A 26057-nucleotide genomic window follows, 5' to 3' on the forward strand; every position below is an offset into this window, starting at 1 on the left:
TTACAGCTCGACGCGCCGGGCCGGCGCGCCGCCGATTTCGCGGGTGATTTTCTTGATGCATTCCTGCAGCGCGGGCACTACATGTTCCTGCAACCATTCGGGCGGACACTGGTGCGACGCGCCGCCGCAATTCACCGAATAGCGCTGGCCCGACGGGCCGACGAAACCGGCCGCGACCGCGTTCAGGCCTTCGCGCCATTCGCCGATCGCGATCGCGTGGCCGTCGCGCATCGCTTCGTCGAGCGCGGGCGTCAGACGCGCGGACACGTGCGGCCAGTCGTCGCCGGCGGTGGTGCGCAGCGACTCGAGCAACTGGCGGCGCTCGTCGTCCTCGAGCGCGGCGAGATACGCGCGGCCCACGGCGGTACGCGCGATGTCCATCCGCGAGCCGATTTCGAGGCGCGTGACGAGCACGGCCGAGCGCGGGCGGATCACGTCGATCGCGACCATGTCGAGCCGGTCGCGCACCGCGAGGTGCACGGACAGCGACGTGCGTTCGGCCAGCTCGATCATGAACGGCCGGGAGCGCGCGCGGATGTCGAAGTTGCGCAGGAAGCCGTGGCTGAGTTCGAGTACCGACGCGGTCAGCACGAAGCGCTCGCTGTCGGGCAACTGGAACAGGAAGCCGGCGCTGACGAGCGTCGCGGTGATGCGCGAGACGGTCGGCTTCGGGATGCCGGTCAATTCGGTCAGTTCGCGGTTGCTGACGGGGGCGTCGGCAGCCGCGATGCGGCGCAGCACGGCGAGACCGCGGGCGAGGGCGGTGATCTCGTCGGGCGACGATTCACGGTCCCGCGACGCGGGAGAGGTTACAGTTGTCGACACGAGGGATTCTCTCTAATTCCGAAACTCGATTTCAATTTTGTTGGTATTGTAGGACTATTGTCAAAAGATGCATGTTTCGCGGGCGAACCGGTCATTGGATGAGATTTTACGGGTTCACCCTTGGTTTATTGGGAAAACGCTCAAATGAGCATGACCGGAAAGTGCATGAGCCGGTGCAAATACCGCTTGACTTGTCGGGCGGAAACGGAAAGAATGTCTCACGTTTTCGAAACATCGTTTCAAGAGTTTAACCGGCAACGATGTTTCGCGCAGTCTCTCAGGTTCTAGCACGGCCCTCGGAATGGCTAGAACTTTTTTAGCGCCACGGTCTCCGTGGCGCTTTTTTTTGCCCGTTTTCCGACTGTCCGCCCGGACGTCAGGCCCGTATTATCCTCCGATCGCCGCAAACGCCCGTCCGGGCCAGTTTCACGGCTGCTTGCATGCGCGATTTACGCCGCTTGCACGAAATCCCCGCACGCAAAAAAAAGCGCGATGCCCGCAATGGGCATCGCGCGTGAAACGGCGTGGAGCGCCGACGAATGAACGGTGATGAAGAAAAGACGCCCGGCTAGGGGCGCCCGGCCAGGGGCAATGCCCCCCTCGCGCGCGGCCTTTAGCCCTTCGCGAGCTTGATGCTGGTCTGCTCGGCCGTCAGGTAGCCGACGCTGGCGCCGAAGCGATCCTTGTAGTTCGCGCGCACGAGTGGGTCGAGCGTCGGCTTGACCTTGTCGTGCAGCGGCGATTCCCAATCGCCCGCATGCTGGAAGTTGCTCATGATGTACGTCCAGCCGTTGATCTCGTCGACGGCGTGCAGGCCCGTCGATTCGGCGCCGGCCGGGCACGACAGCACGCGCGCGAGCGACTTCGTGTCGACGTTGTAGGCCCACAGGAAGTTGTTCACGTGCATCCCCGAGTCTTCGCCGATGAACAGCGTGCGCAGCTTTTCGGAGAACTTCAGGTTGTCCGGGTTCGCGATCTTGTCCGGGTTCGCGAGGTTGCCGAGCGCGTCGGCCGCGGCGAGGTCCTCGCCGACCAGCGCGGCCGGCGCGCCCATGTCGACCGGCACCCATTCGCTGTCGATCGCGCCGCCCGTCGTGTCGCGCTGGCCGGCCTTCAGGTTCAGCGCGTAGACGGCGCCCGCGGCGATCTTCTTGTCGACCGCGACGTCGCGCGACACCGCGTTGCCCTTGACCATCGACGTTTCGATCCGCGACATCGCCGTGTAGACGATCTTGTCCTTCGCGTTCACGGTCGTGCCTTCGAGCTTCGTGAACGCCATGCTGCCGCCGAGCAGCGCCGCGTAGCGGTGCGTCTCGAGGAACGCGGCCGCCTTTTCCATCCCCGGCTTCACGCGCATCCAGTTGAACTTGCCGCCGAAGTGGATCTTCGTGTAGCTCGCGTCGTTCGGATCGGCGGTCACCAGGTCCATGATGTCCGATGCCTTCAGCGTGTTCGCGAGCGTTTCGATTTCGCTGCTGGTCGCGTGGCCGATCCTGATCCACGTGAGCGTCGCGGTGCCCGCGCCGGCCGACGACGTCTGCGTCCACTTCGCGACGTACAGCGTGCCGGCCGACAGGTCGGCCGCCTTGTCGGCGACGAACATGAACAGGCCGCCGTTGGTGGCGTCGTCGCCCATCATCACGGTGCGCTGGTCCGGCATCACCTGGATCAGCTCGTGCGAGATGCGACCGAGGCAGTAGTGCTTCTTCACGGTGCCGGTGCCGTCCGGGTTCACGGTGATCTCGGGCAGGTGGCCGTAGTGGTAGGGGTTCGCCTTCGTCTCGTCGCCGAACGTGTTCTTGCTGAACGCCTTGAACTGCGCGTCGGTCGCGACCTTCGTCGCATCCGGCTCGTATTCCTCGCTCGACAGGTGCGTGCCCCACGGCGACAGGCTCGCGCCGCAAGTGATCCACAGGCCGTGCGCCTTCGACGTGTCGACGTTGTGGTACTTCACGACCTTCAGCGCGCCGGTGGCCGGATCCTGGTCGAGCGTGAGCACGGCGATCGGCGACGGCAGCTGGCCGTACTGCGACGCGCTGGCCTGGTCGCGCGTCGCATATTCGAACTGCACGACCGCGAACACCGTGTTGCCTTTCACGCCGGGCACGTTCGCGTTCCTCAGCGTCAGCAGCGAGCTGCCGTCCGGGCAGTCGGAATAGAACTGGCGCTCCTTGCCGGCCACCGAGCGATCGACGATCGGCTGGTTGTTGATGTCGTAGTAGCCGCCCGCGAGCGTCGTGCCGCCGTTGCCGTCCGGCACCATGTCGCCCGTCACGAAGAACGGCCGGTACGCGAGCTTGAAATTGCGCGACGAGCCGTCCGAGAACGACACCGACAGCGTCGAGCCGACCGTCGTCGTGGCCATCGCGGCCGCGTTGTCGAGCGTCGGCGCGGTCATCGCCGAGAACGCCGCCGACGTATAGGCGGCGGCGACCGGGGCCGGCGTGGACGCGGGATCGTCGTCGCCGCCGCAACCCGTCAGCAGGGCCGGCAGCGCGAGGCCGGAAAGGGGGAGCATCGGCGCGCCGGCGAGGATCTTCAGGGCCTGACGACGGGCAGCATTGGGCAACGCGGGCATGTGGAGTCCAGTTTCGGTTGTTGGAAGAATGGCCTTCGCGACACTGGCGAGCAGCAAGCTTCGCGAAGGCAAGTTGAAATCTGGACCGAAGTGTAGGGATGCTAGATGAAAGTTTTTTGAATTGAAAACGTAATGATGCGTCGGGCCTCCGTCAGGCGGCCCGCTGGATGCCCCTCGGATGCTCGCTCGCGCTCAATCGCGCTCGGGTGTGGCCGAGATGCGGTGGATCGACAGGTCGGCGCCGTCGAATTCGGCTTCGCGATCGAGACGCAGGCCCACGGTCGCCTTCAACGCGCCGTAGACGAGCGTGCCGCCCGCGGTCGCGATCGCGATGCCGCCGAGCGTGCCGACGAGCTGCGACAGGAACGACACGCCGCCGAGACCGCCGAGCGCGGGCAGCCCGAACACGCCGGCCGCGAGACCGCCGAGCGCGCCGCACATCCCGTGCAGCGGCCAGACGCCGAGCACGTCGTCGATGCGCCAGCGGTTCTGCACGCAGGTGAACATCGCGACGAACAGCGCACCGGCCGCGGTGCCCGTGACGAGCGCGCCGATCGGGTGCATCACGTCGGAGCCCGCGCATACCGCGACGAGGCCCGCGAGCGGCCCGTTGTAGGTGAAGCCCGGGTCGTTGCGGCCGGCCATCCACGCCGCGAGCGTGCCGCCGACCATCGCCATCAGCGAGTTCACCGCGACGAGGCCGCTGATCTTGTCGAGCGTCTGCGCGCTCATCACGTTGAAGCCGAACCAGCCGACCGCGAGCACCCATGCGCCGAGCGCGAGAAACGGGATGTTCGACGGCGGGTGCGCGGCGATCCGGCCATCCTTCGCATAGCGGCCGTGGCGCGCGCCGAGCAGCAGCACGGCCGGCAGTGCGACCCAGCCGCCGAACGCATGCACGACGACCGAGCCCGCGAAGTCGTGGAACGGCGCACCGAACGCATGCGTGAGCCAGGCCTGCACGCCGAAGCGTTCGTTCCAGGCGATCCCTTCGAAGAACGGATAGATGAAGCCGACGATGATCAGCGTCGCGACGAGTTGCGGGTTGAACTTCGCGCGCTCGGCGATACCGCCGGACACGATCGCCGGGATCGCCGCCGCGAACGTCAGCAGGAAGAAGAAGCGCACGAGCGCATAGCCGTTGTGCTGCGACAGCGTGCCGATGTCGTCGAAGAATTCGACGCCGTACGCGATCGTGTAGCCGATGAAGAAATACGCGAGCGTCGACACCGAGAAGTCGACCAGGATCTTCACGAGCGCGTTGACCTGGTTCTTCTTGCGGACCGTGCCGAGCTCGAGAAATGCAAAGCCCGCGTGCATCGCGAGCACCATGACGGCGCCGATCAACAGGAACAGTGTGTCGACGCCGGATTTCAGACCATCCATGCTCTAGCTTCCTTGCGCAAAAAACGGGCAAGGAATGCAAGTATCGAGCCAATCTGGTGAACGACTGCGTGGAATTGGTGCTCGGATACGGCGCGATGCGGCATTCCGGTGAATCGTGCACGGGATCGGGGCGTGCTGGACGCCGGTGAAGGACCGTGCCGGGTGCACGCGTGTGGTGCGTCGCGTGCCGAACCGGTGCGTGCGACGAATGAAGCGGTGCGCGGCGATGCGTTGCCGTGCACCGATCTGGCGCGTCAGTGGCGCGCGAACAGCGCGGGCGGCCGGCGCAGCCGCAGCGCGCACGCCGACCAGTAGGCGGCGACGGTCGCCAGCCCGAGCGCGGCGACCGCGAGCGCCGCGAAGCCCGCGACGGACTGACCGTCGCCGTCGGCGCCAAGGATGCCTTGTGCGACGATCAGCGCGGCGGTCCAGAAACCGATCACGGCCTGCGTGAGCAGGCGCGCGCATGCGATGCGGCGCGGACGCCCGGATTCGGCGAGGCGGCGCGCCGACGGCGCGCGCAGGCACAGGAACAGGGTGGCGGCGAGCAGCGCGGCCAGGGCGATGAGCCAGTCGACGAGGAAAGCCATGACGAGGAAAAGGGGCACGGACGAAGCGAATTGCAGCGTGCCCACTTTAGAGGCGTGGCGCCTGCGATTGAATCAGACGAGTCCGAAATTGAAAGGGATTTTTAATGATGGGTCGTCATTGAGCCTGTTCCACAGGCGGTATCATCGACACCGGTCCAACCACGAGGTCGCGCAACGCGCGACCGGAGATTGCTGATGAACATGAAGACATCGCGGGCGCGTCGCGTGCCCGGGTCCGTGCTGGCGGCGGTAGCCGCCGGTGCGCTGCTGTTGCTCGCGGGTTGCGAGAAGTCCGGCACGCCGGCCGCGCAACCCGATACGGCCGCGAGCGCGGCCGCCGATGCGGCGAACAATGCCGCCAAGGCGCTCGACCAGGTGGCGAGCACCGTCAATCAACAGATCAACGCGGCGAAGGCGGGCCTCGCATCCGCGGCGTCGGCCGTGCCGCCGTTGTCCGCAAGCGGCCTCGCGTCGGCCGCGCAGGCGCAGATCGATGCGGCGGCGTCCGCCGTCGTCGCGCATGCGGCTTCCGAAGCGGGCGCGAAGATCGCCGAAGCCGGCAAGAAACTCCAGCAGTGGAGCCAGCAGAACGCCTCGGGGGCGAAGCCCGCGAGCGGCGAATGACGCGGGCTTGCACGATCCTCAAAATGTAATTATGATGGTTACACATGTCGCCGGGTGCGGGTCGGGCCGGCGTCGCCGAGTGAGTCACGAATGAATACCAGCAGCCGGTTCGCGTTTGCCGTTCACGTGCTCGCCTTGCTGTCGATGCAGGAAGGCGTGCCGTTGTCGTCCGACATCATCGCGGGCAGCGTGAATACGAATCCGGCGCTGATTCGCCGGTTGTTGTCGATGCTGGCGGCAGCGGGGCTGACCACGTCGCAGCTCGGTGCGGGCGGCGGTGCGCTGCTGGCGCGCGAGCCTGCCGAGATCACGCTGCTCGACGTGTATCGCGCGGTCGACGATGCGCAACTGTTCGCGCTGCACCGCGAGGCGCCGAATCCGGCGTGTCTCGTCGGGCGGCACATCCAGGGCGTGCTGACCGGCTATATCGGCGACGCGCAGCGCGCGATGGAGGCTTCGCTTGCCACGCGCACGCTGGTCGACGTGACGGCCGACATGCTGGACCTGGAACAGCGTACGCAACGGGCGGCGCGCGCCGGCGGGTGATCGACGGCGGGCAGAGCAGGAAGCCGGGCGGCGCGCATGCGTGGCGATCGGCGCAACGGGGGCTTCGCCCCGTTTTTTTCGGTCTTATGTGTAATTAACTGTGTTACATATTTTTATTTCTGGAGAATCGATATGACGCAACGTTCGTTGAATATCGCGCTGTTCGGCGCCACCGGCATGATCGGCTCGCGCATCGCGGCGGAAGCCGTGCGGCGCGGCCACCGCGTCACGGCGCTGTCGCGCCGTCCGGGCGCATCCGGCGACGGCATCACCGCGAAGGCAGCCGATCTGTTCGACGCCGCCAGCATCGCGGCCGCGCTGCCGGGCCATGACGTCGTCGCAAGCGCGTACGGCCCGAAGCAGGAAGATGCGGCGCAGGTCGTCGCGGTCGCGAAGGCGCTGGTCGCCGGCACGCGTCAGGCCGGTTTGAAGCGGCTCGTCGTGGTGGGCGGCGCCGGTTCGCTCGAAGTCGCGCCGGGCAAGCAGCTCGTCGACACCGAAGGTTTCCCGGACGCGTACAAGGCGGTCGCGCTCGCGCACCGCGACGCGCTCGACTACCTGAAGACGGTCGCCGATCTCGACTGGACCTTCTTCGCGCCGGCCGCGCTGATCGCGCCGGGCGAGCGCACGGGCGCGTTCCGCACGGGCGTCGGCAAGCTGATCGCGGACGCCCAAGGCAACAGCAAGATCTCGGCGGAAGACTACGCGGCTGCGTTCGTCGACGCCGTCGAGCAGGACAGCTTCGTGCGCGAGATCGCGACGGTCGCGTATTGAGCGGCATGACGGCCGGCGGCGGGTAAGCGCCGGCCGGCGCGCGACGTGCAAGCCGCGACGCGCGGCAATTTCAGGCGATTCCGCCCTCCCGGGTGGCGTCGCCTGTTTCATTTGGCGCGGCGAGTGCGCGGCGAAAGCGTCGTGTGCACGACGGATCGGTATTTACACCGGTCGACGCAACGAGGCAGTTTTCATATTGTTCCCCGTTGGGCAGGATGAATAGAATAAATTTCTATCGACGAGGGAATGGAGAAATGGACGCCATCGATCGCAAGCTGCTGGAGCTGCTGCAGGCGGATGCCACGCTGCCGATCGCGGAGCTGGCACAGCGCGTGAATCTGTCGCAGACGCCGTGCTGGAAGCGCGTGCAGCGGCTGAAGGAAACCGGCGCGATTCGCGCGCAGGTCGCGCTGTGCGATCCGCGCAAGCTCGGGGTCGGCACGACCGTGTTCGTCGCGATCCGCACGAACCAGCACACGGAGGAATGGGCGCAGCGTTTCACGCAGGCGGTGCGCGACATGCCGGAAGTGGTCGAGGTCTACCGGATGAGCGGCGAGACCGACTACCTGCTGCGCGTCGTCGTGGCTGGGATCGACGACTACGACCGCGTCTACAAGCAGCTGATTCGCACGGTGCCGCTGTTCGACGTCAGTTCGTCGTTCGCGATGGAGCAGATCAAGTATTCGACCGCGCTGCCCGTGCGCGATCTGGCCGAGCCCGCCTGACGGGCAGGGCCGTCGCGCCGGCGGCGCGGCTTCAGCGGCCGCGCGCGAGCGCGCGTGCGCGCTCGTCGGCCAGTGCGTCGCGGCGCACGAAATCCGCGACGAACGGACTGGCCGGATGATGGTGCAGCGCGTACGGCGTATCCCATTGTGCGAGCTGGCCGTCCTTCATCACGCCGATCCGGTCGGCGATCGCGAATGCTTCCGCCTGATTGTGCGTGACGAGGATCGCGGTGTGGCCCGTCTGCTTCAGGATGTCGCGCAGCTCGAACGCGAGCCGCTCGCGCGTATCGACGTCGAGATTCGAGAACGGTTCGTCGAGCAGCAGCAGTTCCGGCGACGGCGCGAGTGCGCGCGCGAGGGCGACGCGCTGCTGCTGGCCGCCCGACAGTTCATGCGGATACGCGTCGCCGGAATCGGCGAGGCCGACGAGTTCGAGCATCTGCGCGACGCGCAGGCGCCGCTCGGTCTTCGGCATGCGCCGCAGGCCGAACGCGACGTTGTCGGCCGTGCTCAGGTGCGGGAACAGCGCGTAATCCTGGAACATCATGCCGATGCGCCGCCGCTCGGGCGGCAGATCGAGCGACGGCGCCGCGACGGGCGTGCCGTCCAGCACGATGCGCCCCATGCGCACCGGCTCGAAACCGGCGATCGCGCGCAGGACGGTGGTCTTGCCGCAGCCGGACGCGCCGAGCAGGCAGCCGATGTCACCGCGCGGCAGCGCGAGGCTCAGGCCGTCGACCACGGTGCGGCGGCCGTGCGGCGTGTCGTAGGCGACGCAGAGGTCGTCGAGTTCGAGCAGGTTCACGGTGTCAGGCTCCGATCTTGTGGCGGGTGCGAGCGAGCAGGATCACGGGCACGAGCCCGGCCAGCACGATCGCGAGCGCGGCGACCGCGCCTTCTTCATAGGTGCCGCGCGCGGCTTCCGCATACAGCCAGGTCGCGAGCGTGTCGAAGTTCAACGGGCGCAGCAGCAGCGTGGCCGGCAGCTCCTTCATCGCGTCGACGAACACCAGCAGCGCGCTCGTCGTGAGCGCGGGCCGCAGCAGCGGCAGATGGACACGGCGCAACGTGCCGCCGGCCGTCTCGCCGAGCGAGCGCGCGGCCTGTTCGAGCGACGGCGGAATGCGCGCGAGGCCGGCCTCGATGCCGCCTGCCGGGATCGCGAGGAATCGCACGGTATAGGCGATCACGAGCGCGGTCGCCGAGCCCATCAGCAGCAGCCCGTCGCGGCCGAGCGCCGCGCCGAACAGCCGGTCGGCCGCCGCGAACGGGATCAGCAGGCCGATCGCGAGGACGGTGCCCGGCACCGCGTAGCCGAGGCTCGCGATCCGCGCGCACAGGCGGGCAGGGCCCGCCCGCGCGCTGTCGCGCTGCGCGCGGGCGGCCCACGCGACGACGAGCCCGCACGCGAGCGTCGCGACGGTGGCGGCGGTCGCGATCGTCAGCGTGTTCGCGAGCCCCGTCATCAGTTGCGCGGACACGCCGCCGACGAGGTGCAGCCGCTTGCCGGTCTCGACCGCGAGATAGGCGGCCGGCGCACCGAAGCCGAGCAGGACGGGCAGCCAGCCGAGCGCCGCGGCGCCCAGCGCGGCCGCGCCGGTCAGGCGGCGCGGCGCGATCGGCCGCATGCGTCGGCCATGCGCGTAGCGCTGGCGGCGGCGCCCATAGCGTTCGAGCGCGATCATGCCGACGACGATCGCGAGCATCGCAAGCGCGATCTGCGCGGCGCCGGCGAGATCGGAGCGCGTGATCCACGTCGTATAGACGGACACGGTCAGCGTCTGCACGCCGAGAAATTCCGACGCGCCGATATCGTTCAGCGTTTCGAGCAGCGCGAGACTCACGCCGACCGCGATCGCGGGCCGGGCAAGCGGCACCACGACGCGCCAGAACGTCGCGAGGCGGCCGGCGCCGAGCGTGCGCGCGGCCTCGAGCAGGCTCGCGGACTGCGTGACGAACATCGCGCGCGTGCTCAGATAGACGTACGGATACAGCACGAAGCCGAGCACGAAGATCGCGCCGGGCAGCGAGCGCAGATCGGGCAGGCGGAACTGCCGCGGGCTGTCGAAGCCGAGCAGCCAGCGAATCGCACCCTGCACGGGGCCGATCGGATGCAGCAGGTCGAGATACGCGAATGCGACGATGTAGGTGGGCACCGCGAGCGGCAGCAGCAGCGCCCAGGTCAGGATCCGGCGGCCGGGAAAATCGTAGGCGGTGACGAGCCATGCGCAGCCCGTGCCGACGAGCGACACGATCGTGCCGACGCCGGCGAGCAGCAGCAGCGTATTGACGAGCGCCTGCGGCAGCACGAATTCGGCGAGATGCCGCCAGTGCGCGAGATCGGCGTCGAACGCGGCGGCCACGAGCACCGCGAGCGGTGCCGCGACAGCCGCGGCGATCGCCAGCGCCGCGAGCAGCCACAGGCTGCCCGCGCGCGGCCGCGGCAGCGATCGACGCGGCGCGCGGTAGGCGCGGGCAGGCGATGCGTCAGTTGTCAAAGCCGACCTTGTCGACCAGCTGGCTCGCCTGCTTGCGATGCTTCGCGATCTCCGCGAGCGGCAACGGGTCGACCTTCAGCGTGCCGAAGCTCGCGATCACCGGGTCGAGCTTCACGTTCGCGCGCACCGGATATTCGTAGTTCGCCTGCGCGTACAACGCCTGCGCTTCCGGCGATACCAGGTACTCGAGCAGCTTCACCGCACTGGCCTTGTGCGGCGCATGCTTCGCCACCGTCGCGCCGCTGATGTTCACGTGCGTGCCGCCGCTCTTCGCGTTCGCGAACGTCGGGCGCACGACCTTGATCGCGTCGCCCCATTTGCGCGCATCGCTGCCCGGCTCCGCATTCTTCATGTGGCCGACGTAGTAAGCGTTCGCGAGGCCGACGTCGCAGATTCCACCGAGGATGTCGCGCGCGACGTCGCGGTCGCCGCCGGTCGCCTTGCGTGCGAGGTTCGCCTTCACGCCGCGCAACCATTGCTCGGTCGCGGCCTCGCCGTCGTGCGCGATCATCGCCGCGACGAGCGCCGTGTTGTACGGATGCTGGCCCGACCGGATGCAGACCTTGCCCTTCCATTTCGGATCGGCGAGATCCTCGTAGCGGAACGCATCGACCTTCAGGTCCTTTTCGACGTACAGCACGCGGTCGCGCAGCGACAGCGCGTACCAGTCGCCATTCGTGCCGCGCAGGTTCGCGGGAATCGCGTCGTCGAGGGTCTTCGAGCGCACCGGTTGCGTGACGCCGCCGTCGACGAGGTCGAGCAGGTTGCCGACGTCGACCGTCATCAGCACGTCGGCCGGCGACTGCGCGCCTTCCGCCTTCACGCGCTCGAGCAGGCCGTCCTTCACGAACACCGTGTTGACCTTGACGCCGCTCTGCTTCGTGAACGCGTCGATGAGCGGCTGGATCAGCTTCGGCTCGCGGGTGGTGTACAGGCTCACTTCCTCGGCCGCCTGGGCAAGCGGCGCGAAGGCGGCCGCGGCCAGGGCGAGGGCGCCGGCGAGCGGCAGCAGGCGGGTGCGCGGATTCGACATGAAGACTCCGGTGGGGCAGGTGGACGAGGGAGCGTTCCGGGGCGCGCCTGCCGCCCGAGCGATCCGGAACATTACAAATCGAAAGATTCTGGATTCTAAATCGAAATGGGAACGATTATCAAATGAAAGCTTGCGGCAAGCGGCCGGGAAGGCGGGGGAGGGGATTGGAAACGGGGCGGTGCAGCGCGGGCGCAAGCGCGTAGAATGCCGGCTTCGACGAATTAGACGGAATCGCCCCGACCATGAACGATCAGCGCAAGAAGAACCCTGTCCGCAACGTGAGCATCCTGATCGTCGTGGCCGTGCTGCTCGTGATCGGGACGATCCTGTACAACGCGATTTCGCAGAAGCACGCGTACGACGAGGCCCATCCGGCCGAGGCCGCGAGCGCGGCGTCGCACTGAGGTGCCGGTGCGCGGCCCGCTCGGGTCGCGCGCGGGGCAGGCGAACGGAGTCGCTCCGCGGCTTCCGGCGCGACGGGCGCCGCGCAACCGGATAGCAGAAGGCGCGCCGGAACCGGCGCGCCGCATGGGCAGGTCAGCCGTGCGTCAACGTGACGCGGGGGCGAATTTCGGGCGGATCCGTGCGTAGAACACGGCCGCGAGCAGCGCGAGCCATGCCGCGCCGACATACAGTGCGACGCGCGTATCGTCGAACCAGCCGAGCATCACGATCACGAAGCCCATGAATGCGATCGTCAGCGCCGGCGCAACGGGCCACAGCGGCACCTTGAACTTCAGCGCGGCGACTTCGGCGCTCGACAGGCGGCGACGCATCGCCACCTGCGACAGCAGGATCATCAGCCAGACCCACACGGTCGCGAACGTCGCGATCGCGGCGACCACCAGGAACACGTCCTTCGGCATCAGATAGTTGAGCAGCACGCCGACCAGCAGCGCGCCGGCCATCACGAGCACCGTGACCCACGGCACGCCGTGGCGCGACGTCGTCATCAGCACGCGCGGCGCCTGACCCTGGCGCGCCATCCCGAACATCATCCGGCCCGCGCCGAAGATGTCGCTGTTGATCGCCGAGATCGCCGCGCTGATCACGACGAGGTTCAGGATCGTCGCGGCGGACTTCACGCCGAGCGTCGAGAAGATCTGCACGAACGGGCTGCCGTCGCCGCCGACGCTGGTCCACGGGCCGATCGACATCAGCACCACCATCGTCAGCACGTAGAACAGCAGGATGCGCGCGGGCACCGCGTTGATCGCGCGCGGAATCACGCGCTCCGGGTCCTTCGCCTCGCCGGCGCTCATCCCGATCACCTCGATTCCGCCATACGCGAAGATCACGACCGACAACGACGCGATCAGCCCGCCGATTCCGTTCGGCAAGAAGCCGCCGTGGTTCCACAGGTTCGCGAACGTCGGCACGTCGGCCGAATGACCGAAGCGCATGCCGGTCAGCAGGATCGCGACGCCGCCGCCGATCATCGCGACGATCGCGCCGACCTTGATGATCGACAGCCAGAATTCGAGCTCGCCGAACACCTTCACGTGGCACAGGTTCAGCCCGCAGATGATCGCGACGACGCCGAGCACCCAGATCCATTGCGGGACATCCGGAAACCAGAAGCCCATGTAGATGCCGAACGCGGTGATGTCGGCGATCGCGACGATCACCATTTCGAGCGTGTAGGTCCAGCCGGTGACGAAGCCCGCGAACGGGCCGAGGTTCTCGGTCGCGTAGTGGCCGAACGAGCCCGCGACGGGGTCGCGCACGGCCATTTCGCCGAGCGCGCGCATCACCATGTAGACGGCCGCGCCGCCGAGGAGGTACGCGAGGATCACGGCCGGGCCCGCGAGCTGGATCGCGGACGCCGAACCGTAGAACAGGCCCGTGCCGATCGCCGAGCCCAGCGCGAGAAAGCGGATGTGCCGCGCGCTCAGGTGGCGCTGCAAGTTTTTCATCGAGTCTCCGATATCGTTATGCGACGAACCGGGCGAGCGAGGCTGGCCCGATTGGCTCAAGTTGTCTATACAACTTGAATGTGAACGAATGATAACAAGCCGGGCCCGGTGACCGGAATCGGGTATTCCCTGACTGGCGCGGCGAGCGGAATGGGGCGTGGGGCGGTCGCGCGCCGCGGGCACGGGCCGCGTGGAGCGGGTGGGGCATGCTTCGGGGTAATCGTCGAGCAGGAGCGCGCCGGCGGCCGAGCCGCGACGTGCACGGGCCGGCCTGCCGGCGCGGACTGGCGGAGGTCAGGCGGGCAGGCGGATCACGCTCGCATCCTTGCGGATCAGCAGCGACGACGCGAGCATCTGCTTGCACTGGTGCGCGAGCACCTTCAGGTCGTGCGTGAGCTCGGCGCCGACCGCATCGGATTTTTCCGCGGACACGACCATCGCATCGAGATCGCGCGTGATCTGCTTGGACGTTTCGAGCTGGTCGGCCGGCGGTGGCTCGCCGGCTTCGGCCTTCTCGAGATTGTCGAGCACGGCGGCGAGGCCGCGCTGCAACGCGTCGTCGTGGACGAGGCCGCCATCGGCCGCGCAGGCGCTGCGGATCAGCGGCGCGGCGGCCGTGATCTGCGCGCCGAGCACGTGCGTCTGCACGAGCAGGTCGTTCAACTCGGGCACGAAGCGCTGGTGCGCCTTCGGCTCGATCATCATCCGCTGGAACGCCTGCCCGAGGTTCGCGAACGCGATGTTCACGTCCTTGCGCGCGAGGCGGTAGCGGTAGTCGTCGTCGAGGCTGGCAGCAGGCGTCTCGATCGCCGCGGCTACGCCCGCAACGACGGCCGCACCGTCGGCGGCCGGCACGGGCGGCGACGACATGCCGCGCCCGGCGCGCCAGACGGCCTCGAAATACTTGCGGCTCGCCGTGAGCATGTCGGCGACCTGCTTGCCCATCAGCCGGTATTCCCAGTACGGGAACAGCCGGCTCGCGGCGATCGCGATCATGCAGCCGACGACCGTGTCGATCGCGCGTTCGCCGATGATCCGCATGCTGCCCGGCGCGAGCAGATGGAACATCAGCAGCACGTACGACGACGTGAACACGACGCTTGCCGCATAGTTGAACAGCAGCAGGCTGTAGCTCATCACCATCGACCCGAACATGATCGCGATGAGCAGGTGCGGCTCCTTCACCGTGTAGATCAGCGCGATGCTCGCCGCGCAGCCGATCAGCGTGCCGATGATCCGCTGCGCGTTGCGCTGCTTGGTCAGCGAGTAGCCGGGCTTCAGGATGATGATGGTGGTCATCACGATCCAGTACGCGTTCGTGAGCGGCAGCAGCCGGCCGAGCCAGAAGCCGACCGCCACGGCGATCGTCACGCGCAGCGCATGCCGGAAGCTCGGCGAGCGCATGTTCAGGTTCGAGAAGATCAGCAGCGGCGACATCCGGCGGCGCTGCAGGAAGCGCGTGAGCGCCTTGTCGATCTTCAGTTCGGTTTGCTGCGGATCGGCATGGCCCGACAGGTTGCGGCGCATCCGGTCGATCATGCGCGTCGCGCTCCAGATGCGCCGGAACGTCGCGAGCACGGCCGCATACGCCTCCGCGTTGGTGGCCGCGAAGTTCTTCTTGCGCATCAGCTCGATCTCGTACTCGATCGCGCGCAGTTCGGCCTTGACGCTGACGTGCGAATGCGGCGCGCGGTTCTCGAGCACCGCGAGGCCGATCTCCTCGAGATCGGCGGCCGCCTTGCGGATCAGGTCGCGGTAGAAAATGATCAGATCCGAGCCGCCGAACGTGTTGCGCATCAGCGGGTAGTCGGTGTGTGCGCCGACGAACAGCTCGTGCAGGTCGACGCTGTTGATGAACAGGTTGTACATCGTCGTGCGTCCGGGATCGAGCTTGCCGCGCCGCAGCTTCGGCAGGTTGCGCAGCACGATGTCGCGTGCGGTTTCCTGCGTTTCGACCGCGGTGATCTGCTTTGCAACCAGATTGCGGTAGCACTCGTCGAGATCGGCGTCGAGATCGTAGAACTGCGCGCGCGCGAGCAGGTAGTCGGCGCAGGCGAACAGGCTTTCGGCCAGCGCCTGCTGCTCGATCCGGCGCGCCTGCCATTGCGACACGAGCGTGGCCCAGTACGTGTACCAGAGGCCGCCGGCGAGAATCCAGCCGGCGTTGACGAACGCCTGCAGCGGCGTGAATTTCTCCTCGAGCGTCATCACCATCATGAAGAGCGTCGCGAAGCTGATCTGCGGCCAGCGGTTGCCGTAGACGACGATCAGCGACAGCACGAACGTGAGCGGCACGATCGTGAGCCACAGCGCGAAGATGTTCGGTGTCGCGAGGCCCGTGGCGAGCGCGGCCAGGAAGCCGATCACGCTGCACGCGAGCATTTCGTTGTGCTTGTACTTGAGCGGGCCCGGCATGTCGACGACGCACGCGCCGAGCGCGCCGGTCGAGATCGTGAAGCCGAGCTCCCGGTTGTGAAACACGATCAGGCACAACACGGCCGGCAGCGACACGCCGACCGCGATCCGCAGGCCGCCGAAAAAGTACTGGCTGTAGAAAAACTTTCTGATTTCGACCGAATAGCGCATCGATGGGCTGAATGGCAGACGAAGACGCCCGGGGGCGGCGTATTGACTGGCGACGAGTCTATCGTATTTCGCGGCTCGCAAAAGCTGGCTTTCCGGCCGAGGTTCGCGGCGGCGGCCCATTTGCTATCCTTGGTGATCCTGTTCGCCCGCTCCCGCCGGTGCGAGGTTCCGACGCCCGCTTCATGCTCCATCTTTTCTATTCGAACCGTCACGAAACGCTGGCCGACGCGCTGCTCGAGGATCTGGCCGCGTTCCCGGCCCGCAGCGGCCCGTGGGCGCCGCAACAGGTCATCGTGCCGAGCGCGGCGCTGCGCCGCCGCCTCGAGCTCGACATCGCCGCGCGCAATGGCGTGTGCGCGAACGTCGAGTTCACGTATCTCGCGCAGTGGCTGTGGGCGCAGATCGGCCGCGTGCTGACGGTGCCCGCGCGCTCGCCGTTCGCGCCCGACCGGCTCGTGTGGCGCTGCTACCGGCTGTTCGCGCAGGCCGACGGTGCGCCGTGGCTCGCGTCGCCGCGGCTGGCCGCCTATCTGTCGGCCTCCGACGATGCGATGCGCTACGAACTGGCTCACCGCGTCGCGGCCGTGCTCGATCACTACCTGACCTATCGCCCCGAATGGCTGGCCGCGTGGCAGGCCGGCGAATCGGTGCTCTCGGGCGACGGCGCGCCGCGCGGGATCAGCGACGCCGCACGCGACGACGAGCGCTGGCAGGCCGCGTTGTGGCGCGCGTTGCTCGCCGAGCTGAGCGACAGCGGCACGCCGCCGGCGCACCGCTTCCTCGTCGAGGCGCGCCATCTCGATGCCGAGGCGCTCGCGCGTGCCGACTGGCCCGAATCGGTCAGCGTGTTCGCGCTGCCGACGATGCCGCCGCTGCACGTCGCGCTGTTGCGCGAACTGTCGCGCTGGATCGACGTGCGCATCTACGCGCTGAACCCGTGCCGCGAATTCTGGTTCGACATCGTGACCGCCGCGCATGCCGAGGCGCTCGATGCGGCCGGGCGGCGCGACTACCAGGAGGTCGGCCATCCGCTGCTCGCCGAATGGGGCAGGCAGACGCAGGCGCAATTGCACATGCTGCACGAACTGACCGAAAGCGCCGCGTCGGGCGATGCGTCGCGTTTCGTCGAGAATCCCGCGCCCACCTGGCTGGCGCGCGTGCAGAACGCGATCCTCGAACTGCAGCCGGAGGCCGAAACCGGCGACACGCCGGTCGAGCGCGGGATCGAGGTGCATGTTTGCCACAGCCTCGCGCGCCAGCTGGAGGTGCTGCACGACCGGCTGCTTGCGTGGTTCGACGCCGATGCGAGCCTGCAGCCGTCCGACGTGCTCGTCGCGGTGGCTGATCTCGCCGCGGCGGGGCCATTGATCGACGCGGTGTTCGGCACGGCCGGCGGCGGTGGTGCGCGGGTGCCTTACCGGATCACCGGTCTGCCGCCGTCGCAGGCGAATCCGGTCGCGCGCGTGCTGCTCGACTGGCTCGCGTTGCCGGAGCGGCAGGTCGGCGCGCCGGAGCTGGTGGAATGGCTGCGCGTGGATGCGGTGGCCGCGCGCTACGACATCGACGCGGCCGCGCTCGAAACGGTGCAGACCTGGCTCGCCGCCGCCGGCGCGCGGCGCGGACTGTCGCCGCTCGCGAGCGACGACGTGGCCGTGCCCGCGCCGCGCCATACGTTCTCCGATGCGCTCGCGCGGCTCTTTCTCGGCTATGCGATGCCCGAAGGGTCGGCGCCGATCGGTGCGTGGCTGCCGATCGAGGCGGCCACGGGCAGCGAGGCCGAACTGCTCGGCCGGCTCGCACGGTTTACCGACGATCTCGACGGCTTCGCGCGGCGGCTCGCGGAGTCGCACACGCCGCGCGGCTGGAGCGAACTGTTTGCCGACACGCTCGCGCGCTTCTTCGACTCGGGCGCCGCGTTTGCGGATGCGCTGGCCGGCGTGCGCGACGCGCTCGACGCGATGTTGGCCGCGATGACGGAGGGCGCGCCCGACGAGGCGCTGCCGGCGGCCGTCGTCCGCGCGGGGCTCACCGCGGCGCTCGACGATCCGGCCCGCGGGGGCGTGCCGTGGGGCGGCGTCACGTTCTCGTCGCTGACGAGCTTGCGCGGGCTGCCGTATCGCGTCGTCTGCCTGCTCGGGATGGACGACGGCGTGCTGCCGAGCCTCGCGCGCGCGGACGAATTCGACCTGATGGCCGTGCTGCCGAAGCTGGGCGACCGGCAGCGCCGCGACGACGAGCGCAACCTGTTTCTCGACCTGCTGCTCGCCGCCCGCGACCGGTTGTTGATCGCCTATACGGGCCGCAGCATTCGCGACAATGCGCCGTTGCCGCCCGCGGCGCTCGTCGACGAACTGCTCGATCATCTCGCGGACGTCACGGCCGGGCCCGGCGCCGCACCGGACGCGGTCGATGCCGCGCGCCGCGCGTTCATCGTCGAGCACCCGCTGCAACCGTTCGCGGCCGCGTATTTCCAGCCGGGCAGCCACCTCGTTTCGTATGACGCCGAGCGGGCGACGCTCGCGTCGCTGCTGGCCGCCGAAGCATCGCGCGATGGCCCGCGCGAGCAGCCTTTCTTCGCGCAGCCGCTGCCGGCGGAGCCGGTCGAGCCCGTCGCGTTCAGCGAATTCGAACGTTTCTGGCGCCATCCTGCGCGTGCGTTGCTGCGCGGCCGGCTCGGCATCGTGCTGGCCGATGCGCAGGCCGAACTGCTCGATACCGAGCCGTTCGCGCTGGATTTTGCCGGCAGCGACGCGCTTGCCGAGCGCGTGCTGCCGCTCCTGATCGAAGCGGGCGGCGGCGGCGTGCACGATCACGCGCTGCGCATTGCGGATGCGAGCCCCGAACTGCCCGGTGGCGCGACGGGCGCGGTATGGCGCGATCAGGCGCTCGGTTCGATGACGCAACTTGCGTCGAACGTGCGCCGTGCGCTGGCCGACGGCATCGAGCGGCGGCCGTTCTCGCTCACTGTCGTGCCGAAGTGGCCCGATACCGAGCAGGCGCTGTTCGGCGCCGACGACGCAATGCTGGCGGCCGACGCGATGGGCGCGCCGCTCGAATTGCATGGCACGCTGAATCGGCTGACGCCGGCCGGGCAGGTCATCTATCGCTATGCGCGGCCGAGTGCGCGCGATTACCTCTCCGCGTGGCTCGCGCATCTCGTCTACTGTGCGATCGAGCCCGGCGGCCCGCGTCGCACGCTGTGGTTCGGCAGCGGCGGTGCGTTCGAACTGACGCCCGTCGCGGCGCCGCTCGAACGGCTCGCGCCGCTGGCCGCGCTGTTCCGCGCGGGGCGGCGCATGCCGCTGCGGTTTTTCCCGCGCAGTGCATGGGCGCGGGTGTCCGACGGCGAGGCCAAGGCCGCGAGCGTGTGGATCAACGAGCGGGTCGTGAGCGAAGCCGACGATCCGGCCATCGCGATCGCCTGGCGCGGCGCGCATCCGTCGCTCGACGAGCCGTTCGGCACGCTCGCGCGGCTCGTGTTCGAGCCGCTCGTCGAGCATCTGAAGGAGGTCGCATGAGCGCCGTGTCGCAGTCGCAGCAGGCGCTCGAACTCGACGTGTTCGCGTGCCCGCTCGATGGTGTCAACCAGATCGAGGCGTCGGCCGGCACCGGCAAGACCTGGAACATCTGCGCGCTGTATGTGCGCCTGCTGCTCGAAAAGGATCTCGGCGCGGACGAAATCCTCGTCGTGACCTTCACGAAAGCGGCGACGGCCGAACTGCACGAACGGATTCGCAGCCGGCTCGCGCAGCTGGCGCACGCGCTCGACACGGGCGACGACGGCGGCGATCCGTTCATCGCGCGTCTGTGGGAGACCACGCTCGGCGACGGCGGCGCGCTCGATCCCGAGACGGCTGCGAAGCGGATCCGGCGCGCGCTGCGCGCGTTCGACCAGGCCGCGATCCATACGATCCACGCGTTCTGCCAGCGCGCGCTGCAGGAAGCGCCGTTCGCGGCCGCGATGCCGTTCGCGTTCGACATGGAGGCCGACGACGCGTCGCTGCGCTTTGAACTCGCCGCGGATTTTTGGCGCACGCGCGTCGAACCGGCGGCCGCGCGCTGGCCGGGCTTCGCGACCTGGCTCGTCGAATCGGGGGCCGGCCCGGCCGCGCTCGATGCGCAGCTCGCACGCCGGCTGAAGAAGCCGCTTGCCGCGCTGCGCTGGGACGGCGTGACCGAGCCGGACGAATCGGCCGAAGCGGCCGCGGCCGAATGCTTCGCGGAAGGCGCGCGCATGTGGGCGGCCGAGCGCGAGGCGATCGATGCGCTGCTGCACGCCGCGCAGCCCGCGCTCAATCAACGCTCGCACAAGCCCGACGCGGTCGCTGATGCGCTCGCCGCGTGGGCGGTGCATTTCGAGCAGGGCGACGCGACGGCCGCGCTGCCGAAAGCCGCACTGAAGCTCACGCAAACCGCGCTGACGAAGGCGACGAAAAAAGGCGGCGCGACGCCCGCACACGCGTTCTTCGAGGTGGCCGACGCGCTCGAAGCGGCCGTGGCCGCTGCCGAGGCCGCCCAGCGCGCGCGCTGGCTCGCGCTGATCGCCGAATGGCTCGACATGGCGCCGGGCGAACTGGCCGAGCGCAAGCGCACGCGGCGCGTCGTGTCGTTCGACGATTTGCTCGCGAACCTGTATCACGCGCTGCACGCGCATCCGTGGCTCGCCGAAACGCTGCGTGCACGCTATCCGGCCGCGCTGATCGACGAGTTCCAGGACACCGATCCGCTGCAGTTCGCGATCTTCGACCGGATCTTCGCGCCGGCCGGCCCGCTGTTCCTCGTCGGCGATCCGAAGCAGGCGATCTACAGTTTCCGCGCGGCCGATCTGCATACCTATCTCGCCGCGCGGGCACGGGCGAGCGCGTGCTACACACTCGCGGTCAACCAGCGCTCGACGCCCGCGATCGTCGAGGCGTGCAACCGCTTCTTCATGTCGAATCCGCGCGCATTCGTGCTCGACGGGCTCGACTATTACGCGGTGCGCGCCGGCACGCGCGTGCGTGCGCCGTTCGTCGACGAAACCGATCCGGGCCCGGCCGGCGATTTCCGGGTGTGGGCGCTGCCGGGTGGCGAAGGCACGTTGCTCAAGCGGGATGCGCAAGCGCAGGCTGCGCAGGCTTGCGCGGCCGAGATCGCGCGGCTGATGCGCGGCGCGCGCGAGTCGCGCGTGCGGTTGGGGGACACGCCGTTGTCGCCCGGCAACATCGCGGTGCTCGTGCAGACCCACCGGCAGGGTAGCCTCGTGAAGCGCGTGCTCGCGACGTGGGGCATCGGCAGCGTCGAGCTGGCGCAGGCGTCGGTGTTCTCGACCGGCGACGCCGAGCAACTCGAACGCGTGCTGGCGGCGATCGATGCGCCGGGCGACCTGCGGCGTCTGCGCGCGGCGCTCGCGTCCGACTGGTTCGGGCTCGATGCCGGCGCGCTGTGGCGCATGGAGCAGGGCGACGGCGATGCGCAACCCGGTGCGTCGGCGGCCGACAGTGCCGACGCGATGAGCTGGGTCGAGCGCTTCTCGCGGTATCGGTTGCTGTGGCGCGAACGCGGTTTTGCGGTGATGTGGCGCACCTTCACGCGCGAGCTGCGGATCGCCGAACGGCTGATGGCCGGTGCGGACGGCGAGCGCCGCGTGACCGACATCAACCATCTGGCCGAGTTGACGCAGGCGCGGGCATCCGCGCAGCCCGGCATCGCGCCGACGCTGCGCTGGCTCGCCGCGCAACGGCTCGACGGCGGCGGCGAGGAAGCGCAACTGCGGCTCGAATCCGATCGCAACCTCGTGCAGATCGTCACGGTGCACAAGTCGAAGGGGCTCGAATACGCGATCGTGTTCTGTCCGTTCCTGAACGACGGCGGGCTGCGCGAGCCGCCTTCGTCCGCGCTGCCCGATGCGCGCGAGTATCACGACGACGCGGGCGATGCGGTGCTGCATTACGGATGCGACGACGAGGCGTCGGCGCACGCGGCGCGGCAGGCGCTGCGCGAGCAGGCCGCGGAACGCGCGCGGCTCGTCTACGTGGCGCTCACGCGCGCGGTGTATCGCTGCTATGTCGTCGCCGGGCCTTACCTGTCGTCGCGCTCGACGCGCGAAGCGCGGCGCAGCGTGCTCAACTGGCTCGTCGCCGGTGCCGGCCATGCGTTCGATGCGTGGCTCGACGAGCCGCCCGACGAAGCCGCGCTCGATGCTGCATGGCGCGCGCTTGCGGGCGGCCCCGTGAGCGTCGCGCCGCTGCCCGTGCCTGCGCGCCGCGAGCGTCTCGCGGCCGGGCACGACGCGTCGCAGACGCTCGCGGCGCGCCATGCGACGCGCATACTGCGCGATGCGTGGCGGATGGCGAGCTTCAGCTCGTTGACCGCATCGATGGCACGCGAGGAGGCGGGCGTCGCGGCCGTGCCCGACGACGAACTGCGGCCCGATCACGATGCGCTTGCCGCGCTGACGCCGGACGGCGAACTGATACTGGCCGATACGGTGGTGGCCGCCCCGCCGGACGACGACATCCTCGTGTTCCCGCGCGGTGCGGCGGCCGGCGAATGCCTGCACCGCCTGTTCGAACTCAGCCGGTTCGCGGAGCCCGAATCGTGGCACCAGGCCGCGCTCGGCGCGTTGCACGACCGGCCGGTCGAGGCCGAGCCGGAGCTTGCGACGCGTCTGCCGGCGATGATGGTGCGGCTCGTCGACGACGTCGTGCACACCGAGCTCGTGCCGGGTATGCGGCTCGCCGATCTCGATCCGGCCAAGCGGCTCGACGAAATGGGCTTCCTGTTCCCGGCCCCGTCGCTCGACCTGACGGCGCTGCGCCGGCTGCTGGTCGCGCACGGCTATCCGGACGTTGCACTGGAGGCGGGCACGCTCGCCGGTTTCATCAAGGGGTTCATCGACATGATCGTCGAACACGACGGCCGTTTCTGGATCGTCGACTGGAAGTCGAACCACCTCGGCACGACGCCGGATGCCTATGGCCCGCGCGCGCTCGACGTCGCAATGGCCGATCACGCGTATCACCTGCAGGCGCTGCTTTATACGGTCGCGCTGCATCGCTACCTGCGCGGCCGGCTGCCCGATTACGACTACGACACGCACATCGCCGGTTACCTGTACCTGTTCGTGCGCGGCGTGCGGCCCGGCTGGCGCAGCGGCGGCGAGCCGGCGGGCGTGCATTCGCGGCGGCCCGCGCGCGCGCTCGTCGACGCACTCGACCGGATGATGGAAGGGGGCCGCGCATGACCGCGACCGACGACATGCTCGAATTCACCGGCGGCCTCGTCGCGCGGCTGCCCGAGCCGGCCGATTTCGGCATCGCGCTCGCGGAAGGCTTCGCGCGCCGCATGGGCGACCTCGCGCGACGTGCCGGTGCACCGTCCGCGTCGGCGCGCTGGGCGGCGCGCGCGGCGTTCGCGACGAGCCGTGCCACCGCCGGTGGCCACGTGTGCGTCGCGCTTGGGGCGCTCGCGCAGCGTTACGAAGCGCCGCTCGAAGAGGTGCGCGCGGCGCTGGCCGCGAGCGGCGTGGTCGCGTTCGGCACGCTCGCGCGCGGCGACGAACGGCCGCTGATCGTCGACCGGCTCGATCACCTGTACCTGTCGCGCTATTTCGATTACGAACGGCGGCTCGCCGATGCGCTCGTCGCGCAGGCCGGTGTCGCCGCGCCCGACGAAGGCCTGTCGCCCGACCGGGTGCGCGACAGTCTCGCCCGTTACTTCGGGCCGGCCACCGGCGAAGTCGACTGGCAGCGCGTGGCGGCGATCGTCGCCCTGACCGGCCGTGTGACGATCGTCAGCGGAGGGCCGGGCACGGGCAAGACGACGACCGTCGTCGGCGTGCTGGCCTGTCTGCTCGATGCGCACCCGGGGCTGCGCATCGCGCTGGCCGCACCGACCGGCAAGGCCGCGCAGCGGATGCAGGAGGCGCTGCACGCGCGCGCCGGCGATCTGCCGCCCGAACTCGCGGCGCGCCTGCCCGACACGTCGTACACGCTACATCGGCTGCTGGGCGGCGGCGGGGCGGCCGGCTTCCGGCATCATCGCGACAATCCGTTGCCGTACGATCTGATCGTCGTCGACGAGGCGTCGATGATCGACGTCGCGCTCGCCGCGCATCTGCTCGACGCGCTCGCGCCGGGCGCGCGGCTCGTGTTGCTGGGCGACAAGGACCAACTGGCCGCGGTCGAGGCCGGCGCCGTGTTCGCGGAGCTGAGCGCGCGGCCGGCGTTCACCGCCGCGGCCCGCACGCGCATCGCGCAGGCGTTGGGCATCGACGAGGCGGCGTTCGTCGCGGCGTTGCCGGTGCCGGACGAAGCCGCGCCGGCAGCGCTTGCGCGCGCGCAATCGGTTTCCGCGTCCGCGCGGGCCCCGGCGTCGCCATCGGCATCGGCGCCCGTTTCGCGCAAATCGGCGCCTCGGCCGAAAGTCGACGTGCGACAGGCGTCGCTCTTCGACGACGAACCGCAGGACGACGAAGTATCGTCGACCGGCATCGCGCCGTCGCCGCCAGCCGAGTCGGCACCGGCCGATGCCGGCGCACCGGGCAATGCGCCGGCCTGGATCGAGGCCGACGAACTCGCTTGGCTCGACACCGTCGAGCTGGCGCCGTTCGACGCGGGCGATGCGGCGCTTGCGTCGGCGACGGCGGCCGCATCGCCGTTGGCCGGCGAAGCCGCTGCCGCGTCCGCGGGCATGCCCGCTCCGGCGCCGCTCGCGGACTGCGTCGTGTGGCTCGAACGCAATTACCGCTTCGGTCTCGATTCGCCGATCGGGCGGCTGTCGCTCGCGATCCGCCGCGGCGACGTGCAGGCGGCGCTCGATGCGCTGCCCGCCGACGACTCGGCAGCCGCGTCGTTTCACGACGATGCGGGCGACACGCTGGCGTCGTCGACGGTCGAGCGGCTCGCACGGCGTTTCGGCGCATACCTCGATGCACTGCGCGACGCGCTGGCCGCGCCGGCGCCCGATCCGCTACCGCTGTTCGACGCGCTCAACCGGTTCAGGATCCTGTGCGCGACCCGCAGCGGCTCGCGTGGGGCGGAACACGTCAATGCGCTGGTGGCCGCGCATGTGCGGCATGCGGCGCGCGTGCCACTCGCGGTCGGCGCGCACTGGTTCACCGGGCGGCCGATCATGGTCACGCGCAACGACTATGCGCTGGGGCTGTTCAACGGCGACATCGGCATTGCGCTGCCCGACGCGCACGGCGTGCTGCGCGTGTGGTTCCGGCGCGCGGACGGCACCGCGCGCGCGGTGTCGCCGGCCGCGCTGCCGCCGCACGAAACGGCGTTCGCGCTGACGGTGCACAAATCACAGGGCTCGGAATTCGACGAAGCCGCGCTCGTGCTGCCCGCGTCGTTCGGTCGGGTGCTCACGCGCGAGCTGGTCTATACGGCCGTCACGCGCGCGCGCACGCGCGTGCAGGTGATCGGACCGCGACGCGTGCTGGCGCAGGCGGTCGCGACGCGCACGCAGCGCGATTCGGGGCTCGCGGCCCGCGTCGACGAGGCGCTCGCCCGGCGCCGCACGGAGGCTTCGCGATGATGATTCGCTACACGCTCGATCCGGCCGAGATCGAATGGACGGCCGTGCGCGCGCAGGGCGCGGGCGGCCAGAACGTGAACAAGGTGTCGAGCGCGATTCATCTGCGCTTCGACATCCGCGCATCGTCGCTGCCGCCGGTCCTCAAGGAGCGGCTTCTCGCGTTGTCCGACCAGCGCATCACGCGCGACGGCATCGTCGTGATCAAGTCGCAGGAATATCGGACGCAGGAGAAGAACCGCGAGGCCGCGCTCGCGCGGCTCGATACGCTGATCGGCAGCGTCGCGTATACGCCGCGTGCCCGGGTCGCGACGCGGCCCACGCGGGCGTCGAAGGAGCGGCGGCTCGAGCACAAGTCGCGTCGCAGCGTGGTGAAGTCGGGGCGCGGGAAGGTGGTCGACTGACGAATGAAGGCAGACGCCCGTCGCACGCGGCCGTCCGCCGTGCGCGCCGG

18 protein-coding genes are annotated in these 26057 nt (G+C 69.2%); 9 read left to right on the forward strand and 9 right to left on the reverse strand.

Annotated features, from left to right (window positions below; translation table 11 throughout):
- The 4 genes from C4B30_RS08085 to C4B30_RS08100 form a co-directional block, all read right to left on the reverse strand.
- Positions 1-825: an IclR family transcriptional regulator gene (locus C4B30_RS08085; RefSeq protein ID WP_027783997.1), complete on the reverse strand. Its 825-nt coding sequence runs from the start codon at positions 823-825 to the stop codon at positions 1-3.
- A gap of 613 nt (positions 826-1438) precedes the next feature.
- Positions 1439-3403: a PhoX family protein gene (locus C4B30_RS08090; RefSeq protein WP_027783998.1), complete on the reverse strand. Its 1965-nt coding sequence runs from the start codon at positions 3401-3403 to the stop codon at positions 1439-1441.
- A gap of 192 nt (positions 3404-3595) precedes the next feature.
- Positions 3596-4789, reverse strand: coding sequence for an ammonium transporter (locus C4B30_RS08095; RefSeq protein ID WP_027783999.1), 1194 nt, complete (start codon positions 4787-4789; stop codon positions 3596-3598).
- Positions 4790-5043: 254 nt separating this feature from the next.
- Entirely contained in the window at positions 5044-5379 is a 336-nt protein-coding gene (locus C4B30_RS08100) for a hypothetical protein (protein ID WP_027784000.1), read from the reverse strand.
- 195 nt (positions 5380-5574) lie between these two features.
- Between C4B30_RS08100 and C4B30_RS08105 the strand changes: the two genes are divergently transcribed.
- The 4 genes from C4B30_RS08105 to C4B30_RS08120 all read left to right on the forward strand — a co-directional run bounded on the left by C4B30_RS08105 (position 5575) and on the right by C4B30_RS08120 (position 8048).
- Positions 5575-6003, forward strand: coding sequence for a hypothetical protein (locus C4B30_RS08105; protein WP_089499873.1), 429 nt, complete (start codon positions 5575-5577; stop codon positions 6001-6003).
- Positions 6004-6093: 90 nt separating this feature from the next.
- The gene (locus tag C4B30_RS08110) at positions 6094-6549 is read left to right on the forward strand and encodes an Rrf2 family transcriptional regulator (RefSeq protein WP_027784002.1); all 456 of its coding nucleotides are present in this window, start codon (positions 6094-6096) and stop codon (positions 6547-6549) included.
- 132 nt (positions 6550-6681) lie between these two features.
- A complete protein-coding gene (locus C4B30_RS08115; RefSeq protein WP_027784003.1) occupies positions 6682-7323 on the forward strand; it encodes an NAD(P)-dependent oxidoreductase in 642 nt (213 codons plus the stop codon).
- Positions 7324-7577: 254 nt separating this feature from the next.
- Entirely contained in the window at positions 7578-8048 is a 471-nt protein-coding gene (locus C4B30_RS08120; RefSeq protein WP_006484401.1) for an Lrp/AsnC family transcriptional regulator, read from the forward strand.
- Positions 8049-8079: 31 nt separating this feature from the next.
- On the opposite strand, the gene C4B30_RS08125 is transcribed toward C4B30_RS08120, so the two are convergent.
- The 3 genes from C4B30_RS08125 to C4B30_RS08135 are packed head-to-tail and all read right to left on the reverse strand — an operon-like array spanning position 8080 to position 11579.
- Positions 8080-8853, reverse strand: coding sequence for an ABC transporter ATP-binding protein (locus C4B30_RS08125; RefSeq protein WP_027784004.1), 774 nt, complete (start codon positions 8851-8853; stop codon positions 8080-8082).
- 4 nt (positions 8854-8857) lie between these two features.
- Positions 8858-10546 (reverse strand): ABC transporter permease, encoded by a 1689-nt coding sequence (locus tag C4B30_RS08130; RefSeq protein WP_199779063.1) that lies wholly within the window; start codon positions 10544-10546, stop codon positions 8858-8860.
- Positions 10536-11579, reverse strand: coding sequence for a Fe(3+) ABC transporter substrate-binding protein (locus C4B30_RS08135; protein WP_027784006.1), 1044 nt, complete (start codon positions 11577-11579; stop codon positions 10536-10538). Before C4B30_RS08135 ends, C4B30_RS08130 begins: the two co-directional genes overlap by 11 nt.
- 242 nt (positions 11580-11821) lie before the next feature.
- Between C4B30_RS08135 and C4B30_RS08140 the strand changes: the two genes are divergently transcribed.
- Complete coding sequence (locus C4B30_RS08140; RefSeq protein ID WP_006476417.1) at positions 11822-11983, forward strand: hypothetical protein; 162 nt, start codon at positions 11822-11824, stop codon at positions 11981-11983.
- Between the two features lie 144 nt (positions 11984-12127).
- Here the strand turns inward: C4B30_RS08140 and C4B30_RS08145 are convergent, their stop codons facing one another.
- Both C4B30_RS08145 and C4B30_RS08150 read right to left on the reverse strand, forming a co-directional pair.
- Positions 12128-13495, reverse strand: a complete 1368-nt coding sequence (locus C4B30_RS08145) for an amino acid permease (RefSeq protein WP_027784007.1) — start codon at positions 13493-13495, stop codon at positions 12128-12130.
- Between the two features lie 294 nt (positions 13496-13789).
- The gene (locus C4B30_RS08150) at positions 13790-16081 is read right to left on the reverse strand and encodes an FUSC family protein (RefSeq protein ID WP_027784008.1); all 2292 of its coding nucleotides are present in this window, start codon (positions 16079-16081) and stop codon (positions 13790-13792) included.
- A 182-nt stretch (positions 16082-16263) separates the two neighbouring features.
- Between C4B30_RS08150 and recC the strand changes: the two genes are divergently transcribed.
- From recC to arfB, 4 genes are read left to right on the forward strand one after another with little or no spacing between them, the layout of a single operon-like run.
- Positions 16264-19599, forward strand: a complete 3336-nt coding sequence (gene recC / locus C4B30_RS08155) for an exodeoxyribonuclease V subunit gamma (RefSeq protein ID WP_027784009.1) — start codon at positions 16264-16266, stop codon at positions 19597-19599.
- A complete protein-coding gene (recB, locus tag C4B30_RS08160; RefSeq protein ID WP_027784010.1) occupies positions 19596-23306 on the forward strand; it encodes an exodeoxyribonuclease V subunit beta in 3711 nt (1236 codons plus the stop codon). Before recC ends, recB begins: the two co-directional genes overlap by 4 nt.
- The gene (locus C4B30_RS08165) at positions 23303-25606 is read left to right on the forward strand and encodes an AAA family ATPase (RefSeq protein WP_027784011.1); all 2304 of its coding nucleotides are present in this window, start codon (positions 23303-23305) and stop codon (positions 25604-25606) included. The genes recB and C4B30_RS08165 overlap by 4 nt, the downstream gene beginning before the upstream one ends.
- Complete coding sequence (gene arfB, locus C4B30_RS08170; protein WP_027784012.1) at positions 25603-26007, forward strand: alternative ribosome rescue aminoacyl-tRNA hydrolase ArfB; 405 nt, start codon at positions 25603-25605, stop codon at positions 26005-26007. Before C4B30_RS08165 ends, arfB begins: the two co-directional genes overlap by 4 nt.
- Positions 26008-26057 lie beyond the last annotated feature (50 nt).

Origin of the sequence: Burkholderia sp. BE12 (genome assembly GCF_002959955.1) — a bacterium.
Lineage (GTDB): Bacteria > Pseudomonadota > Gammaproteobacteria > Burkholderiales > Burkholderiaceae > Burkholderia.

Coding starts and splice junctions, on each gene's coding strand:
- recB (WP_027784010.1), top strand. CDS start 19,596: ATGAGCGCCGTGTCGCAGTCGCAGCAGGCGCTCGAACTCGACGTGTTC.
- recC (WP_027784009.1), top strand. CDS start 16,264: ATGCTCCATCTTTTCTATTCGAACCGTCACGAAACGCTGGCCGACGCG.
- C4B30_RS08150 (WP_027784008.1), bottom strand. CDS start 16,081: ATGCGCTATTCGGTCGAAATCAGAAAGTTTTTCTACAGCCAGTACTTT.
- C4B30_RS08100 (WP_027784000.1), bottom strand. CDS start 5,379: ATGGCTTTCCTCGTCGACTGGCTCATCGCCCTGGCCGCGCTGCTCGCC.
- C4B30_RS08135 (WP_027784006.1), bottom strand. CDS start 11,579: ATGTCGAATCCGCGCACCCGCCTGCTGCCGCTCGCCGGCGCCCTCGCC.
- C4B30_RS08145 (WP_027784007.1), bottom strand. CDS start 13,495: ATGAAAAACTTGCAGCGCCACCTGAGCGCGCGGCACATCCGCTTTCTC.
- C4B30_RS08105 (WP_089499873.1), top strand. CDS start 5,575: ATGAACATGAAGACATCGCGGGCGCGTCGCGTGCCCGGGTCCGTGCTG.
- C4B30_RS08115 (WP_027784003.1), top strand. CDS start 6,682: ATGACGCAACGTTCGTTGAATATCGCGCTGTTCGGCGCCACCGGCATG.
- arfB (WP_027784012.1), top strand. CDS start 25,603: ATGATGATTCGCTACACGCTCGATCCGGCCGAGATCGAATGGACGGCC.
- C4B30_RS08090 (WP_027783998.1), bottom strand. CDS start 3,403: ATGCCCGCGTTGCCCAATGCTGCCCGTCGTCAGGCCCTGAAGATCCTC.
- C4B30_RS08095 (WP_027783999.1), bottom strand. CDS start 4,789: ATGGATGGTCTGAAATCCGGCGTCGACACACTGTTCCTGTTGATCGGC.
- C4B30_RS08165 (WP_027784011.1), top strand. CDS start 23,303: ATGACCGCGACCGACGACATGCTCGAATTCACCGGCGGCCTCGTCGCG.
- C4B30_RS08110 (WP_027784002.1), top strand. CDS start 6,094: ATGAATACCAGCAGCCGGTTCGCGTTTGCCGTTCACGTGCTCGCCTTG.
- C4B30_RS08120 (WP_006484401.1), top strand. CDS start 7,578: ATGGACGCCATCGATCGCAAGCTGCTGGAGCTGCTGCAGGCGGATGCC.
- C4B30_RS08140 (WP_006476417.1), top strand. CDS start 11,822: ATGAACGATCAGCGCAAGAAGAACCCTGTCCGCAACGTGAGCATCCTG.